16 protein-coding genes are annotated in these 15203 nt (G+C 72.1%); 8 read left to right on the top strand and 8 right to left on the bottom strand.

Going from position 1 to position 15203, the window contains the following annotated elements:
- Nucleotides 1–41: 41 nt before the first annotated feature.
- The 3 genes from VIW71_RS19060 to VIW71_RS19050 are packed head-to-tail and all read left to right on the top strand — an operon-like array spanning nucleotide 42 to nucleotide 3639.
- The gene (locus VIW71_RS19060) at nucleotides 42–548 is read left to right on the top strand and encodes a PadR family transcriptional regulator (protein ID WP_331623557.1); all 507 of its coding nucleotides are present in this window, start codon (nucleotides 42–44) and stop codon (nucleotides 546–548) included.
- On the top strand, nucleotides 545–1315 hold the full coding sequence (locus VIW71_RS19055) for an ABC transporter ATP-binding protein (protein WP_331623556.1): 771 nt from the start codon (nucleotides 545–547) through the stop codon (nucleotides 1313–1315). Before VIW71_RS19060 ends, VIW71_RS19055 begins: the two co-directional genes overlap by 4 nt.
- A gap of 5 nt (nucleotides 1316–1320) precedes the next feature.
- A complete protein-coding gene (locus VIW71_RS19050) occupies nucleotides 1321–3639 on the top strand; it encodes an ABC transporter permease (protein ID WP_331623555.1) in 2319 nt (772 codons plus the stop codon).
- 253 nt (nucleotides 3640–3892) lie between these two features.
- Here the strand turns inward: VIW71_RS19050 and VIW71_RS19045 are convergent, their stop codons facing one another.
- Entirely contained in the window at nucleotides 3893–4213 is a 321-nt protein-coding gene (locus VIW71_RS19045) for a GYD domain-containing protein (protein WP_331623554.1), read from the bottom strand.
- Between the two features lie 483 nt (nucleotides 4214–4696).
- On the opposite strand from VIW71_RS19045, the gene VIW71_RS19040 reads away from it, so the two are divergent.
- A complete protein-coding gene (locus VIW71_RS19040) occupies nucleotides 4697–5344 on the top strand; it encodes an SCO2400 family protein (RefSeq protein ID WP_331623553.1) in 648 nt (215 codons plus the stop codon).
- Between the two features lie 25 nt (nucleotides 5345–5369).
- Here the strand turns inward: VIW71_RS19040 and VIW71_RS19035 are convergent, their stop codons facing one another.
- On the bottom strand, nucleotides 5370–5798 hold the full coding sequence (locus tag VIW71_RS19035; protein WP_331623552.1) for a MarR family winged helix-turn-helix transcriptional regulator: 429 nt from the start codon (nucleotides 5796–5798) through the stop codon (nucleotides 5370–5372).
- A gap of 126 nt (nucleotides 5799–5924) precedes the next feature.
- Here VIW71_RS19035 and VIW71_RS19030 point away from each other — a divergent pair, with 126 nt between their 5' ends.
- Complete coding sequence (locus tag VIW71_RS19030) at nucleotides 5925–6353, top strand: organic hydroperoxide resistance protein (protein WP_331623551.1); 429 nt, start codon at nucleotides 5925–5927, stop codon at nucleotides 6351–6353.
- Between the two features lie 132 nt (nucleotides 6354–6485).
- On the opposite strand, the gene VIW71_RS19025 is transcribed toward VIW71_RS19030, so the two are convergent.
- Nucleotides 6486–7385, bottom strand: a complete 900-nt coding sequence (locus VIW71_RS19025) for an SGNH/GDSL hydrolase family protein (RefSeq protein WP_331623550.1) — start codon at nucleotides 7383–7385, stop codon at nucleotides 6486–6488.
- Nucleotides 7386–7644: 259 nt separating this feature from the next.
- On the opposite strand from VIW71_RS19025, the gene VIW71_RS19020 reads away from it, so the two are divergent.
- Both VIW71_RS19020 and VIW71_RS19015 read left to right on the top strand, forming a co-directional pair.
- Entirely contained in the window at nucleotides 7645–8139 is a 495-nt protein-coding gene (locus tag VIW71_RS19020) for a DUF3145 domain-containing protein (RefSeq protein ID WP_331623549.1), read from the top strand.
- Between the two features lie 81 nt (nucleotides 8140–8220).
- A complete protein-coding gene (locus VIW71_RS19015; protein ID WP_331623548.1) occupies nucleotides 8221–9153 on the top strand; it encodes an NAD(P)-dependent oxidoreductase in 933 nt (310 codons plus the stop codon).
- A gap of 177 nt (nucleotides 9154–9330) precedes the next feature.
- On the opposite strand, the gene fabF is transcribed toward VIW71_RS19015, so the two are convergent.
- The 5 genes from fabF to VIW71_RS18990 all read right to left on the bottom strand — a co-directional run bounded on the left by fabF (nucleotide 9331) and on the right by VIW71_RS18990 (nucleotide 14368).
- Nucleotides 9331–10599, bottom strand: coding sequence for a beta-ketoacyl-ACP synthase II (gene fabF / locus VIW71_RS19010; RefSeq protein ID WP_331623547.1), 1269 nt, complete (start codon nucleotides 10597–10599; stop codon nucleotides 9331–9333).
- Nucleotides 10600–10689: 90 nt separating this feature from the next.
- Nucleotides 10690–10935, bottom strand: coding sequence for an acyl carrier protein (locus VIW71_RS19005; RefSeq protein ID WP_331623546.1), 246 nt, complete (start codon nucleotides 10933–10935; stop codon nucleotides 10690–10692).
- Between the two features lie 137 nt (nucleotides 10936–11072).
- Nucleotides 11073–12083, bottom strand: a complete 1011-nt coding sequence (locus VIW71_RS19000) for a ketoacyl-ACP synthase III (protein ID WP_331623545.1) — start codon at nucleotides 12081–12083, stop codon at nucleotides 11073–11075.
- A 24-nt stretch (nucleotides 12084–12107) separates the two neighbouring features.
- Complete coding sequence (locus VIW71_RS18995; RefSeq protein WP_331623544.1) at nucleotides 12108–13043, bottom strand: ACP S-malonyltransferase; 936 nt, start codon at nucleotides 13041–13043, stop codon at nucleotides 12108–12110.
- A gap of 89 nt (nucleotides 13044–13132) precedes the next feature.
- Complete coding sequence (locus VIW71_RS18990) at nucleotides 13133–14368, bottom strand: PucR family transcriptional regulator (RefSeq protein ID WP_414720781.1); 1236 nt, start codon at nucleotides 14366–14368, stop codon at nucleotides 13133–13135.
- A gap of 319 nt (nucleotides 14369–14687) precedes the next feature.
- Here VIW71_RS18990 and VIW71_RS18985 point away from each other — a divergent pair.
- Nucleotides 14688–15203: pirin family protein (locus tag VIW71_RS18985; protein WP_331623543.1), on the top strand; the 516-nt coding region annotated here is incomplete at its 3' end.

Below are 15203 nucleotides of genomic sequence, written 5' to 3'. Positions count from 1 at the left end.
CACGTCGCGCGGCGGCCGGAGCGGGAGGAGGCTGAGGGCACGTGCGTCTTCCGTTGATGGCGCTCCTGGCCAAGGGGCCCGTACACGGATACGAACTCAAGCAAAGCCTTGAGACCCTCTTCGGCTCGGCCTATCCTCAACCCAACGTGGGACAGATCTACGTCACATTGTCCCGGTTGGAGCGTGCGGGTCTCATCACAGGGCAGGATGTCACCCAGTCCGGAAGGCCCAACAAGCGCATCTACGAACTCACCGAAGCGGGCCATGAAGCGGTCGCAGCCTGGTTCGAGGAGACATCGGACGAGCCGCGTGTGCGCGACGAGTTCTTCATGAAGCTGGCACTCGCCCCGGCGGCCGGTGTCACCGACCAGATCGGACTGATCAACAGGCAGCGCCGCCACTATCTCAACCTCATGCGGGCGATGGCCCGGCTGGCAGCAGCCGAGGACCGGGACAACCGTGTGGCCCAGCTGCTCATCGAGGGTGCCATGCTGCATCTGCAGGCCGACCTGGACTGGTTGGAGAGATGCCAGGAGGAGATGGAATGAAGCGGAGGGAGCCGTCCTCCCCCCAGGCACCGGCGGACATGCTGCTGGTCGAGGGGCTGGTCAAGACCCACCGGGTCGATGGCTCTGCCGCGCACGCGGTTCGCGGTATAGACCTACGGATACGGCCCGGCGAGTTCGTCGCCGTCACCGGACCCTCGGGCGCCGGGAAGTCCACCCTGCTGCACCTGCTCGGCGGACTCGAACGGCCCGACAGCGGTCGGATTTTCCTCAACGGTTCCCGCGTCGACGGTCTCAGCGAGGCCCGCTGGGCGGTACTGCGCCGCCGGAGCGTCGGCATCGTCTTCCAGTTCTTCAACCTCGTCTCCACCCTCACGGTCGCCGACAACGTCGAGTTGCCCGGCCTGCTCGCCGGCCTCCCGCCCGGCAAGGTCAGGGCACTGCGCAAGGAGCTGCTGGCCGAACTCGGTCTGGAGGGCAAGAAGGACAGCACTCCCAGCGACCTGTCAGGCGGCGAGCAGCAGCGTGCCGCGCTGGCCCGCGCCCTGGTCAACAGTCCCGGCCTGCTCCTCGCCGACGAGCCCACCGGCAGCCTGGACAGCAAGGGCACCCGCGAGGTGCTGCGACTGCTCTCCCGCTATCACCAGCGGGGCCAGACCATCCTGCTGGTCACCCACGACGCCAACGTGGCGAGCGTGGCGGACCGCGTCATCAGCCTCTTCGACGGCCAGGTCGTCGACGACATCTCCTTCGACGACCCGCCCGCCCGTACTCAGGCCGCCGCGGACGTCGTCCGGCTCATGGGCTGACACGGATGCGAGCCATCTGGCGCTGGGCGCTGGCGGACCTGCGGACTCACCGAGGCCAGGCGGTGTCCATCGTCCTCGCCACCGGCGGTATCACCGCGGCCCTGCTGTTCTCGGTCGCCCTGCTCGTCTACGCGGCCGACCCTTGGCAGCGGCTGTTCGCCTCCACCCGGGGCGCTCACGTCTGGCTGCGCGTGGACAGCGGAGCCGACACCTCCGCACTGCCCCACCTGGCCGGGGTCACCGCGGTTTCGGGACCGTTCCGCACGGTGTCGATCACCGCCCGGCACGGCGCCGACAAGGCCGTGCTCGGGCTGCGGGCCTCCGGGCCCCGGCCGCCGGACGTGGGACGCCCCGAAGTCGGCAGCGGACGCTGGCTCGACGGCCGGGCCGCGGACGGGATCGTGCTGGAGCAGTCGGTGGCCACCGCGCTGTGGGTCGAGCCCGGCGACCGGCTCACCGTGTCCGAGAACGGAGTCCAGGCAAGCCTGCGCGTCGTCGGCATCGCTGAAAGCGCGGAACCCCGCTACGGCCCCGGCGGCCCACCCGGCATCGGTTGGGCGTCCAGCGCGGTCGTCGGCGATCTCGCCCGCCTCACCGATCACGTCAGCGAGACCGTCGGCCTGCGGCTCGCCGACCCCGCAGACACCCACTTCGTGGTCCAGCGGGCCGTGACCGCGGTCGGCCCCGACCGGGTCGTCGACGTCGCGACGTGGCGCGACGCCCGGTCGGACGCGGAGGGCGGCAACCACCTGCTCGGGATGCTCATCGGGCTGTTCGGGCTGGGAGCCCTGCTGGCGGCGGCGATCGCGGTCACCGGCGGCATCGGCGCCCGGGTGCTGGCCCACGTCCGGGACATATCCGTGCTGAAGGCAGTGGGCCTCACTCCTCGCCAGGTCGTCGGTATGTTCCTGACCCAGCACGCCGTGCTCGCCGTCGTGGGGGTGCTGTGCGGGGTCGCTGCCACCGAGGTGCTCGGCACCCGCGTCCCCGGCTCACTCAGCCAGGCGATGCAGGTCTGGCGCGCCCTGCCCGCGCACGCCTGGACAGTGCTGGGCATCTCGGTCGCCACCGTCCTGGTGATCGCCTCGGCGACCGCGCTCGCCGCGTGGCGGGCGGGCAGCGTACCGCCGATACCGGCCGCCCGCACCGACGCCCCTGGCCGCCACGGGATGTCGGGGGCGGCCAGGATCGCGCTGCGGGCGCACCTTCCGGCAGCCCTGGTACTCGGCGGGCGTGCCGTCCTGTACCGGCCGGGACGTTCGGCGGGCGCTGTGCTGCGGCTCGCCCTGCCCCTCCTCATGATCACGGTGAACCTGAGTGCATGGGCCACCCTGGACCGATTCGAGGACAGTCCGGCACAGGTCGGCCTGGCCGGCCAGCTCACCGCGCGCCCCAACCGGCTGCCCGATGACGACGCCCGGCAGTTCCTGGCCAACAGCCCGGGCGTCGAGGCCGTCCACCCCGGTGCCGAACTGACCGCGCTCGCCCCGGGCCAGGCCGGGTCGGTCACCCTGAGGGGCCTGGGCACTCTCGCGCACGCCTACCCGTTCGCCGTGGTCTCCGGCCGGGCGCCCACCAGGCTTCACGAGGCCGTCGCGGGACAGGGCCTGCTCGACACGCTGGATGTGACGGTCGGCCAGTGGATCCGGTTGACCGTGGGCGGTACTCCCCACATCCTGCACATCGTGGGCCGCTGCCTGGAGACCGAGAACAACGGCCGGGTCGTCTCCACCACCTACGACACACTGCACGCCCAGGACCCGGACATCCGCCCCGCGTTCTACAGCCTCGTGCTGCGCCACGGAGCGGAGCCGGCCGTGGTGCGCGACACCCTCAACGCCTCCTCGCACGGCACGTTGGAGGTCCGCGAGGTCACCGACTCCGTGTCCCGGCAGCTCTCCCCGGTCCGCGGGGCGATCACCGGGCTCGTCGTGGTCCTCGCGCTCATCGGTCTGGCGGAGCTCTGCACCGCGATCGCCGCAGCTGTCCGCGACCACTCCCGTGACCTGCGCGCCTACCGCGCCGTGGGCCTGACACCCCAACAGACCGTCGCGACCCTGGTCACCAACATCGCCCTGATCGCCCTGGCCGCGGCACTGGTCGCCACCGGGCTCGGCATCCCGCTCTCCCACTGGCTGATCGACCTCCAGGGCAGATCCAGCGGCATCGGCGCGGGAATCGCGCAGACCCCGCCGTGGGGCGTGCTGCTGCTGGTCGTCGGCGCCGCGGTGACCGGTGCCGGGGCCGCCTGCCTGGTGCCCGCCACCCGGGTCACCGTCGACCGTGCGTCGGAGGCTGTGGCCCACCCGGCATTCCGTACGTAACTCGCGGGGCCGGACGCTCGCCGGCCATCGCTGATCACCGCGGGCCGGGGTCATCACAGTGCAGGTCTACGAGGTGTCGGTCGCCTCAGAAGCGCATGGCGGCAGGACGTCCTGCGGGAAGTGACGCGACGTCAAGAGGCGGCACACTGTGCCGGCCGCCCGGCCAGGTCCCCGCGGGCGGAAGGCGATCAGGCGGCGGCCGGAGGGCGGGCCGAACCCGGGCCGGGACAGCGGGCCGGGCCGGGACGGCGGGTCAGGCGCCGGGTGCGCGGTATTCCACCTTGCGGCGGACCGCCTCGTCGATCTCCTCGGGCGACAGCAGTACGACCGTGCTCGTCCGTACGCCACCGGCCGCCGACGTGACCAGACCGATGGCCACGGCGGTGGTGTTGTCCGGCAGGCTCACCGTCAGGTAGACGTCCTCGTCCCCGAAGGCCCAGTACATCGACTCGAGCCGGCCCCCGAGGTCGCTGACCATGCGTTCGACGACCTCGCGTCGTGCGGTCCCGCCCTCTTTGAGCAGGCCCTTCAGCCCGTCCACGGTGAGCTTGGCCTTGATCAGGTAGTTCGGCATCGGTCGCCGCCTTTCCGGTACGTCCCCTTGACCACCCTTGCCTCCCATGGTCGTTCCGGCCGGCGCCCCCGTCGCGAGGACAGCGGCCATGTGGCGTACCGTCCTCCTTTCGCGACGGGCACAAGCCCGCCGCGAGGGTGCCGACGTGGTTCCGGTCCGTTGGCCTCGGCCCCGGTCCGGCGTACGGGCCCGCCAAAGGGGCCGGCTCCGCGCCCACGTCCGGGCGTCCGCTCGCCACGGGTTCGACCAAAACGATCGGCCGTCGGCCGCGGGGCACGGCCGGCCCATGGCGCAACGGCGTCATGCCGGAGGTGTGGATTCCCGGTGTGAGGTCCGGTCAGGAGCTCTCGGCGGCAGGAGCGGCGCCCCGGCCTGCGGTTTGGACGTGACGGGGTCGGCACGGCGGAGTTACCGGACAAAGCCATGACAAGCGGAATGCCGGGCTTTCTTCCCGGCGCGGACCTCGCATAGGGTCCTTGGGCCATGGATTACTGCTACGCGTGCCGACGCCACCTCAACGGCGCTTTTTCGTGCCCGGGTTGCGGGACTCCGGCGGACCAGCTCACTCTGCCCGGCGAGACCGACACCGCCGCGCTGCCCGCCGTGACGGACACGGGAGGCGGACCACCGGGCGCCGGGCGGGCCGCGCGACGCGCCGAGGGGCAGCGGGCCCGGGCCCGGCGGGCGCGCAGCGGGCGGCAGCGTGCCGCGGTGTACGGGGTGGGCGCCGTCGCCGTGTCGGGCGCACTGGCGATGTTCTCCATGGCCGCCCTGTCCGGCGGTGCGAGCGGCGGCACCGAAGACCCCGGGCCCCGGGTGACCAACGCCTCGCCGGAGGCGACCACACCGGGCGTCTCGTACGCCGACGACCCGGGTACGCACACGACCTCGCCCGCCACCGGCCACCACGGGTCCGCGTCGGCCACCGCCTCCGGGCCTGCCTCGCCCTCCCCGACGGCAGCCCGGACCACCACCCCGTCCCGTACGCCGGCGCCGACCGGGCCCCCGGCGACCGCCACCGCCAAGGTGACCCACCGGCCCACCACCCCGCCCCCGACCACCACCGCGCCGACTCCGCCCGCGCCGACGCCGTCGAAGCCGTGCGAGCCGGTGCTGTGGTGGTGCAAGTAGCGCCCTCAGCGAGAGCCCCGGGGTTTCAGTCCTCCAGTCCGGCCATCCGCTTGAGCAGGTCCCGCAGCGCGGCGCGTTCCCGCGCGGACAGGGCCGCGAGCGGTTCGCGGGCGAAGTCCAGCGACTCCCGCACCCGGGCCGCTGTCTCCACCCCCGCGGGCGTCGCCGCGGCGAGCTTCACCCGGCGGTCGGCCGGGTCGGACCGCCGCTCGGCCAGTCCCTGCGCCTCCAGGCGGTCCACGATCCCCGTCACGTTGGACGGCTCGCACTTGAGCCGCTGCGCGATCTGGCGCATCGGCATCGGCCCGCCGGACAGCAGTGCCAGCACGCGGGCCTGTACGCCGGTCAGGTGGTGGACGGCGGCGGCTGCGTCGTACTCCTGGTGGAAGCGCGCGACCACGGTGCCCATGAGGTCGACGACCTCGGCGGTCAGGGGGTCCATGCGGCGGGTCATGTGCCCAGGCTACTCCGTTGCTTGACAAGCAAAAACATTAAGGTTCATGATTATTAAGTTCCTTAATCATTAATCGCACAGGGCGGCCGGCCGGCCCCCGTCTCCCGGAGCAAGGAGAACCCGTTCATGACCATCCAGTCGGTAGACGTCCTCTACACCGCCGTCGCCACGGCCGAGAACGGCCGCGACGGCCGGGTCGCCAGCGACGACGGCAAGCTCGATGTCGTCGTCAGCCCGCCCAAGGAGCTGGGCGGCAGCGGCTCGGGCACCAATCCCGAGCAGCTGTTCGCCGCCGGGTTCAGCGCCTGCTTCCAGGGCGCGCTCGGCGTCGTCGCCCGGCAGGCCAAGGCCGACATCACCGGCTCCAGGGTGACCGCCAAGGTCGGCATCGGCAGGACTGCGGCCGGCGGTTTCGGGCTCACCGTGGAACTCGCCGTGTCCATACCCACGGTGGACGAGGCCACCGCCAAGGAGTTGGTGGCACAGGCGCACGAGGTCTGCCCGTACTCCAACGCGACGCGCGGGAACATCGCGGTGGAGCTGACGATCGTCTGAGACCGAACGGGTCCCTGCCTGCCCGTCGTACGGGCGAACCCGGGCGGCAACCCCGGGACTGGGTCCGCCCGAACGCTGGGCATACCCGAACGCTGGGCATACCCGGACGCTGAGTCTGCCCGGACACTGGGTCTACCCGAGCGCGACCCCTGAAAGAATGCGGGCCAACCGTGCCTGGCCTCGCTCGTTCGGGTGGAACCAGTCCCACGTGCTCAGCTCGTCCGTGCCGAAGCGGTAGTCGAAGACGGCGCCGCCGTCGTACCGGCACCGGGCGTACGCGGCGCACACCTGGCCGAGGGCGGAGTTGTAGGCGACCACCCGGTTGCGTACCGCCGTGCGCCGCTGCTCGGCCGCCGTGCTGCGGGAGTCGGCGTCGCGCAGCATGGACGGGCACAGGCCGAGCTTCCAGATCTCCTTGCCGATGGGGTTGGTGACGCCGACCGACCAGAGCCGCTTCAGGTCCGGGATGCTGGCCACCAGGATCTGCGTGGCGGGCAGGACGCGGTGGAGATAGGCCAGCGCGGCGCCGAACTCGGCCCGGAACTCGGCCACCGGTGTCATGGCGTCCTCGGACGGCCTGCAGGCGTCGTTGGCGCCGATCAGCACGGTCACCATGGCCGGGCGGTGCGCGGCGGCCGTACGGGCCTGGTCCGGCAGGTCGGCGACCCGGGCGCCGGACTCGGCCACGTTCCAACTGCGGGTGGCGGGCGCGGTGGCGGCGAGGCGCTGCGAGAGGCTGTCGACCTTCGTACGGGAACCGGTCGCCCAGGACGCCTCGGGGCAGTCCGTGAGCGGGTCGCAGGCGTTGAAGCCACGGGTGATGGAGTCGCCGAGGGCGGCGACGGACGGCGGGTGGACGTTCCAGGGGCGGGCCGGCTCGGGTGCGGCCCGGCGCTCGGTGCCGGTGGAATGCGAGATGTGTGCGGTGGGCGTCGCCCTGCCCCCGTCCGGCGGCGAGCCGCCCCCGCCGCATCCCGCCAGCACAATGGCTCCGAGCGCGAGTGCCAGGCCGCGGCGCGGCAGCGGTCGCATGGGGCGCTCCCCTCCGACGAGTGGGTGACATCTGATATCAGCCCGACCGTACGTCACTCCCCGGAAGACGTCGCACGGTAGCTTTTTACCTGACACCCCGGAGGAACTGACGGGAGGTCGGCACTGACCGGGCGTCATATGCCCAAGGTTGTCCCGTTTGATGTGAATAGTGCAGAATGTCTCATGTTGCCCCTGGTTCAGCCGGTTCGGGTGTGAGGCCGCTGGGGAAGGCGAACCTCGTCCCACACTGGAGGTACCGGTGACGACACGTGGAGTTCTGTACGTGCACGCCGCACCACGCGCGCTCTGTCCGCATGTCGAGTGGGCCGTCGCGGGTGTCCTCGGCGTGCGCGTGACACTGGACTGGATCCGCCAGCCGGCCGCCCCGGGCACCTGGCGCGCCGAGTTCTCCTGGCAGGGGCAGCCCGGCACGGCCTCGAAGCTCGCGTCGGCGCTGCGCGGCTGGCACCTGCTGCGCTTCGAGGTCACCGCGGAGCCCTGCCCCGCCGCCGAGGGTGAGCGCTACAGCGCCACCCCGGAACTCGGCATCTTCCACGCGGTCATCGGCATGCACGGCGACATCCTGATCCCCGAGGACCGGCTGCGCGCCGCGATGCTGCGCGCCCAAAAGGGTGAGGCCGACCTCGAAAGCGAACTCGACCGCCTGCTCGGCAAGCCCTGGGACGACGAACTCGAACCCTTCCGCTACGCGGGTGAGGGCGCCCCGGTCCGCTGGCTGCACCAGGTGGTGTAGCGCCAGGGGTCTCAGCCGGATGGCCGGACCACCTGTCCGGGGCCTTGCGCGCGCCGGGGCGGGGCGGCATAGCCTGCGGGTATGTCCACTCCCCCCGCCGACTCCCCTTCCGCCGCCTCGTCAGCCACCGCGAGGCCGCTCACCGTCGCGGTGCTCGGCACCGGCATCATGGGTGCCGGGATGGCCCGCAACCTGGCCGCCGCCGGGCACGCGGTCCGCGCCTGGAACCGTACGATCGCCCGCGCCCAGCCGCTCGCCGACGACGGGGTGCGGGTGGTCGCCGATCCCGCCGAAGCCGTGCGCGGCGCCGACGCCGTGATCACGATGCTGCTCGGCGGCCCCTCCGTACTCGACGTGATGGATACCGCGGCGCCCGCGTTGGGGCACGGCGCCGTCTGGGCGCAGAGCAGCACGGTGGGCCCGGCCGCCCAGGCCGAACTGGCCGCGCTCGCCCACGAGCACGGCGCCCGCTTCGTCGACGCGCCCGTACTCGGCACGAAGGCGGCCGCGGAGAGCGGGCAGCTGACCGTACTGGCCGCCGGGCCCGCCGCCGCCCGGCCGGTCGCCGAACCGGTCTTCGACGCGATCGGCCGCACCACCCTGTGGGTCGGCGAGGACGGCACGCAGGGCGTGGCCAGCAGCCTCAAACTCGTGCTCAACAGCTGGGTGCTGGCGGTCACCAACGCCACCGCCGAGGCGATGGCGCTCGCCAAGGGTCTCGGCGTCGACCCCGAGCGCTTCTTCGAGGCGATCGACGGCGGCCCGCTGGACCTGCCCTACCTGCACACCAAGTCCGCGGCGATCCGCAGCGGCGACTTCACCCCGAGCTTCACGGTCGAAGGCGCCTGGAAGGACGCCCGACTGATCGTCGCCGCGGGTGAGCGCGCCGGAGTACGGATGGACCTCGCCGCGGCCGGCGCCGAACGCTTCCGCCGCGCCGCCTCGCTCGGCCACGGCGACGAGGACATGGCGGCGTCCTACTTCGCCAGCTTCGACCGCGACCCGGACGAGTAGCCGGACCAGAGGGTTGACGCCCGGGCTCCTGGAGTGGGCGGCCGAGGGACGAGGCGGCCCGCGCGGGGAGTGAGCAGGAGGACCGACCGAAAGCCGAGCACGCCGGAGGGCGCGGACACCGATCCGCGCTCTCCGGCGTCACAGCAGTCCCGAGGCACCCCCCGGGAAGCACAGCCCTCAGCGGCTCATCGCCCGGAAGGCCAGAACCACGTTGTGGCCGCCGAAGCCGAACGAGTCGTTGAGGGCCGCCACCGTGCCTTCCGGGAGCTCGCGGGGCTTGTCGCGGACGATGTCCGCGTCGGCCTCCGGGTCCGGGTTGTCCAGGTTGATCGTCGGCGGGGCGATCCGGTGGTACAGGGCGAGCACCGTGGCGACCGTCTCGACACCGCCGGCGCCGCCCAGCAGGTGGCCGGTCATCGACTTGGTGGCGGACACCGCCATGTGGTCCACGTCGTCGCCGAACACCCGCCGGAGCGCCTTGATCTCCGCGACATCGCCCTGCGGGGTCGACGTGGCGTGCGCGTTGACGTGCGCGATGTCGGCGGGCTTGAGGTCGCTGTTCTCCAGCAGCTGGTGCAGCGCCGCGGCGATGCCGCGGCCCGACGGCTCCGGTTGCGTGATGTGGTGCGCGTCGGAGGAGACGCCCTGGCCGACCGCCTCGCAGTAGACCCGGGCACCGCGGGCGGCGGCGTGCTCGGCCGACTCCAGGATGATCACGCCGGCGCCCTCGCCGAGCACGAAACCGTCCCGGCCGGCGTCGTACGGACGCGAGGCGCCCTGCGGGTCGTCGTTGTTCTTGGACATCGCCATCATGTTGCCGAAGGCGACGATGGGCAGCGGGTGGATGGCCGCTTCGGTGCCGCCGGCCACCACCACGTCGGCCCGGCCGGTACGGATCATCTCGATCCCGTAGCCGATCGCCTCGGCGCCGGACGCGCACGCGCTGACCGGCGTGTGCACACCGGCCCGGGCGTTGACCTCGATGCCGACGTTCGCCGACGGGCTGTTCGGCATCAACATGGGCACGGTGTGCGGGGACACCTTGCGGACGCCATGGTTCTTCAGGACGTCGTACTGGTCGAGGAGCGTGGTGACGCCGCCGATGCCGGAGGCGATCACCGTTCCGAGCCGGTCGGGGTCGACCACCGGGTCCTCGCCCGCCCTTCCGGTGAACCCCGCGTCCGCCCATGCCTCACGGGCCGCGATCAGCGCGAACTGAGCGCTGCGGTCCAGCTTGCGGGCATGCGGACGTGGGATCACCTCTCCGGGCTCGACGGCGATCTGCGCGGCGATCCGTACCGGCAGGTCTGCCGCCCATTCCTGGGCCAGCGAGCGCACGCCGGAACGGCCGGCGAGCAGCGCTTCCCAGGTCGACGCGCTGTCGCCACCCAGCGGTGTGGTTGCTCCGATACCGGTGACGACCACAGTGCGATTGGTCGGGCTCACAGGAATTGTCTCTCCACGTCTAGAAGGGCGGGCGACAGGCGCGTCGTCCGGTGGTTCGGGCGGCCGGCGGCCGGCTCGGCCCGGGGCGGGTCAGCCCTGGGCGGTCAGGATGTAGTCGACGGCGTCGCCCACGGTCTTGAGGTTCTTCACGTCGTCGTCCGGGATCTTCACGCTGAACTGCTCCTCGGCCGCCACCACGACCTCGACCATGGACAGCGAGTCGACGTCCAGGTCGTCGGTGAAGGACTTGTCCAACTGGACGTCCTCGGTGGGGATACCGGCGATCTCGTTCACGATGTCGGCAAGACCGGCGACGATCTCTTCCTTGGTGGCCATGCGGCGCTCCTTGTTGTTGTGACGATGCCTGGGTGGATCGCCTTGACGTTCGGTGAATCGGGTGAATCGGGTGAATCGGTGTAGCGGTGTAGCGCCTTACGGCGTGCCGTCCGGACGGCGACGCCGCGAGGATGTGACTAGGGGAGAGTAACGACCGTGGCCGCGTACACCAGACCCGCCCCGAAGCCGATGACCAGCGCGGTGTCACCGCTCTTGGCCGCACCGGTGGCGAGCAGCCGCTCCATGGCGAGCGGGATGGACGCCGCGGAGGTGTTGCCGGTGGTCTCGATGTCGCGGGCGACCGCGACATGGTCGGGCAGCTTCAGCGCCTTGATCATCGAGTCGATGATCCGCATGTTCGCCTGGTGCGGGATGAACGCGTCGAGCTGGTCGGCGGTGATACCGGCGGCGTCCAGCGCCTCCTGGGCGACCTTCGCCATCTCGTACACCGCCCACCGGAAGACGGCCTGGCCCTCCTGGGTGATCGCCGGGAAGCGGATCTCGTCCGGGCGCGCGTCCCGGTAGAGGTCCCAGGGCACGGTCTGCTTGATCGTTTCGGCCTTGTCGCCCTCCGAACCCCACACCGCGGGTCCGATGGCGGGCACCTGGGACGGGCCGACGACGACCGCGCCCGCGCCGTCCCCGAACAGGAAGGCGGTGGCGCGGTCCTCCTTGTCCGTCAGGTCGCTCAGCCGCTCCACACCGATCACCAGCACATGGCCGGCGCTGCCGTCCACGACCATGCTCTTGGCGAGGGTCAGACCGTAGGTGAAGCCCGCGCAGCCCGCCGACACGTCGAAGGCGGCCGGCTTGCCCGCGCCGATCCGGTGCGCGATCTCGGTCGCGACCGCCGGGGTCTGCATGAAGTGCGAGACAGTCGCGACGACGACCGCGTCGATGTCGGAGGCGCTGATCCCGGCGTCCGCGATGGCCTTGCCCGCGGCCTCCAGCGACATCTCGGCGACGGTCTCGTCCGGCCCCGCCCAGTGCCGGGAGGCGATGCCGGACCGGGACCTGATCCACTCGTCGCTGGAGTCGATGTGCTCCAGGATCACCTCGTTGGGCACCACGCGGGTCGGCCGGTAGCCGCCGACGCCGAGGATCCGCGCGTAGGGCGCGCCCTTGCTGGGCCTGATCTTCGCTGTCATCTCTGTAAGCGCTCCTCTTCGGCCCTATTCGGCTTCGGCTTCGGCTGCCGCGGCCTCGGTCACCTCGGCGACCAGGGCGCGGGCCGCTTCGAGGTCGTCGGGGGTCTTCAGTGCCACGGTCCGCACCCCGGGCAGCGCCCTCTTGGCCAGGCCGACCAGGGTGCCGCCCGGCGACACCTCCACGATCGCGGTGACCCCGTGCTCCTGGAAGGTCTCCATGCACAGGTCCCACCGCACCGGACTGGAGACCTGCGCGACCAGCCTGCGCACGACTTCCGCGCCGCTGGTCACCGTGTGCCCGTCCGCATTGGACACATACGGCAGTTTCGGGTCGGAAACCGCCAGCGCGGGCGTCAGCGCGTCCAGGGCGGCGACCGCGGGGGCCATGTGCGCGGTGTGGAAGGCGCCGGCCACCTTCAGCGGCATCACGCGGGCTTTCTCCGGCTTGTCCGCCGCCAGCGCGGCCAGCTGCTCCATGGTGCCGGCCGCGACGATCTGACCGGCGCCGTTGATGTTCGCCGGGGTCAGCCCGAGCCCGTCGAGGTGCGCCACGACATCCTCGGGGTCGCCGCCGAGCACCGCGGCCATGCCGGTCTCGGTGACCGCGGCGGCGTCCGCCATCGACCGGCCCCGGGCGGCGACGAAGCCCATCGCGTCCTGCGCGGACAGCACCTGGGCCCAGACGGCCGCGGTGATCTCACCGACGCTGTGCCCCGCGACGGTGTCCGGAGTGACTCCCAGCTCGCCCGCGGACAGCAGACCCGCGGCGACCAGCAGCGGCTGCGCGACCTTGGTGTCGCGGATCTCGTCGGCGTCGGCCTTCGTGCCGTAGTGGGCGAGATCGAGACCGGCGGCGTCCGACCAGCCTTCGAGGCGGTCTGCGGCACCGGGGAGTTCGAGCCAGGGAGTCAGGAAGCCGGGCGTCTGGGCGCCCTGGCCGGGAGCGACGAGTACGAGCACCTTCACACTCTCTCTCGCGGGTGGTGGGACCGCTCGTGGGGACGTGGACCAAGAACTGTCAGGTGATTTGTGGGTGTCCAACAAAAGACTTACCGGGGCCGGTCCGATTGCGAGAGTCGGCCCAGGATGAGCGCGATGCGCAGGGTGAATGCGGATCGTACATCGGAGGGTGACCATCCGGTGACGTCCGTCACACGTCGTAGCCGGTAGCGCACCGTATTGGGGTGCACAAACAGCATTCGGGCCGCTCCTTCGAGGGACGACGCCTGCTCCAGGTAGACACTCAGCGTTTCCAGCAGCGCGGAGCCGGCTTCCTCCAGGGGCCTGTAGATCTCCTCCACCAATTGCCGGCGGGCATAGCGGTCTCCTGCCATCGCCCGCTCCGGCAGCAGATCGTCGGAGAGCACGGGCCGCGGCGCGTCCGGCCAGGCCGCGCACGCCCGTAGTCCGGCCGCCGCGGCCTGTGCGGACCGGGTCGCCGACAGCAGGTCGCCGACGACCGGCCCGGCCACCACCGGACCCGGCGCGAACGGCCCGATCAGCGCCTTCGCCACCCGGATGGGATCACCGTCCCCGCCTGCGACGACGACCAGACGCTCGCCGAGCACCCCGGTCAGCACCTGGAGCTTGGCGTGCCGGGAGGCGCGGCGGATCGCCTCGACGGTCAGCTCGCTGTCGCCGTTGGGCGCCGTGCCCAGCACCACCACGATCTTGTCCGGCGAGTTCCAGCCCAGCGCGGCGGCCCGGGACAGCACGCCCTCGTCCGCCTCGCCCGACAGCACCGCGTTGACCACCAGCGACTCCAGGCGCGCGTCCCACGCGCCGCGGGCCTCCGCGGCCTGCGCGTACACCTGCGCGGTGGCGAAGGCGATCTCCCGGGCGTAGACGAGCAGCGCCTCACGCAGCACTCTCTCGTCGCCGGGGGCCGCCACCTCGTCGATCGCCGCCTCCATCACCTCGATGGTGGTGCGGACCATCTCCACGGTCTGCCGCAGCGAGATCGCCCGGGTCAGCTCGCGGGGCGCGGTCCCGAACACGTCCGTGCTGATCGCCTGCGGCGCCTCGGGGTGCCGGAACCACTCGGTGAACGCGGCGATACCGGCCTGTGCGACCAGGCCGATCCAGGAACGGTTCTCCGGTGGCATCGCGCGGTACCACGGCAGTTGCTCGTCCATCCGCGCGATGGCGTGCGCGGCCAGCCGGCCGGCGGACTTCTCCAGCCTCAGCAGCGTGGCGGAGCGGCTCCCGCCGACTTCGGCGGCGGGATACGAGTGGCTCCCGCCGGGTTTGGCCGGTGGGTACGGGGGGCGCGGGGCGTCGGGCACGAAACCAAGCCTGCACCATCGCGTGCGCTGAGCGGTGCTGGGGTGTACGGAACCGTCGTACGAATCTCTGCCCTCGAACGCCGGGCGGGCCGGTTCCGGGTGACGGCGGCCGGTGTGCGGAGCCGGGCGTACCTGCCTGCCCTCGAACGCCGGGTGGGCTTGACCCGGTTGCCCGGCGGTCTGAACGGGCGGGCTCCGTACGCTCGTTCGCCCTCGAATCGCCGGGCGGGCCCGGACGAGGGCCCGTCGGGCCCGGTCGCGGGTGCGGATGGGGGTCGGCCGGGTTCGACGCGTGCGGGCCATTTTGTACGGTGGGCACATGATCGACGTGCGGCGCGGTGAGGACCGTTGTTCCGGGGGGGAGCCGGGGGCGGGGATCGAGACGCGTCATGCGTTCTCGTTCGGGGGGCACTACGACCCGGACAATGTGCGGTTCGGGTTGCTGCTGGCCTGCAACGAGGAGCGGTTGGCGCCGGGCGCGGGTTTCGCGGAGCACGCGCACCGGGACACGGAGATCGTGACGTGGGTGGTCGAGGGGGAGCTGGAGCACCGGGACGGCGGGGGCCGGGCGGCGCGGCTGAGGGCCGGCGACGCGCAGCGACTGAGCGCCGGGGGCGGGGTGCGGCACGTGGAGCGGAACCGCGGGGCCGGGGTGGTGCGGTTCCTGCAGATGTGGCTGCATCCCGAGGTGTTCGGGGGGACGCCGGAGTACACGGTCGCCGCCGCTCCGGCCCCGGCCGGTCCGGGGCTGACCCTGCTCGCCTCGGGTGCGCCCGGGGCGAGCCCGCCGCTGCGCCTGCGGCAGTCGGCCGCGGCGCTGTACGTGGGGCGGCCG

The sequence above is a fragment of the Streptomyces sp. genome (assembly GCF_036524955.1).
Taxonomy (GTDB): domain Bacteria; phylum Actinomycetota; class Actinomycetes; order Streptomycetales; family Streptomycetaceae; genus Actinacidiphila.
The sequence above is the reverse complement of the archived record's forward strand: the minus strand, read 5'-3'. Positions and strand labels throughout refer to the sequence as shown.

Coding starts and splice junctions, on each gene's coding strand:
- VIW71_RS19015 (WP_331623548.1), top strand. CDS start 8,221: ATGTCCACTCCCCCCGCCGACTCCCCTTCCGCCGCCTCGTCAGCCACC.
- VIW71_RS19005 (WP_331623546.1), bottom strand. CDS start 10,935: ATGGCCACCAAGGAAGAGATCGTCGCCGGTCTTGCCGACATCGTGAAC.
- VIW71_RS19050 (WP_331623555.1), top strand. CDS start 1,321: ATGCGAGCCATCTGGCGCTGGGCGCTGGCGGACCTGCGGACTCACCGA.
- VIW71_RS19040 (WP_331623553.1), top strand. CDS start 4,697: ATGGATTACTGCTACGCGTGCCGACGCCACCTCAACGGCGCTTTTTCG.
- VIW71_RS19025 (WP_331623550.1), bottom strand. CDS start 7,385: ATGCGACCGCTGCCGCGCCGCGGCCTGGCACTCGCGCTCGGAGCCATT.
- VIW71_RS19030 (WP_331623551.1), top strand. CDS start 5,925: ATGACCATCCAGTCGGTAGACGTCCTCTACACCGCCGTCGCCACGGCC.
- VIW71_RS19000 (WP_331623545.1), bottom strand. CDS start 12,083: ATGACAGCGAAGATCAGGCCCAGCAAGGGCGCGCCCTACGCGCGGATC.
- VIW71_RS19035 (WP_331623552.1), bottom strand. CDS start 5,798: ATGACCCGCCGCATGGACCCCCTGACCGCCGAGGTCGTCGACCTCATG.
- VIW71_RS19055 (WP_331623556.1), top strand. CDS start 545: ATGAAGCGGAGGGAGCCGTCCTCCCCCCAGGCACCGGCGGACATGCTG.
- VIW71_RS19045 (WP_331623554.1), bottom strand. CDS start 4,213: ATGCCGAACTACCTGATCAAGGCCAAGCTCACCGTGGACGGGCTGAAG.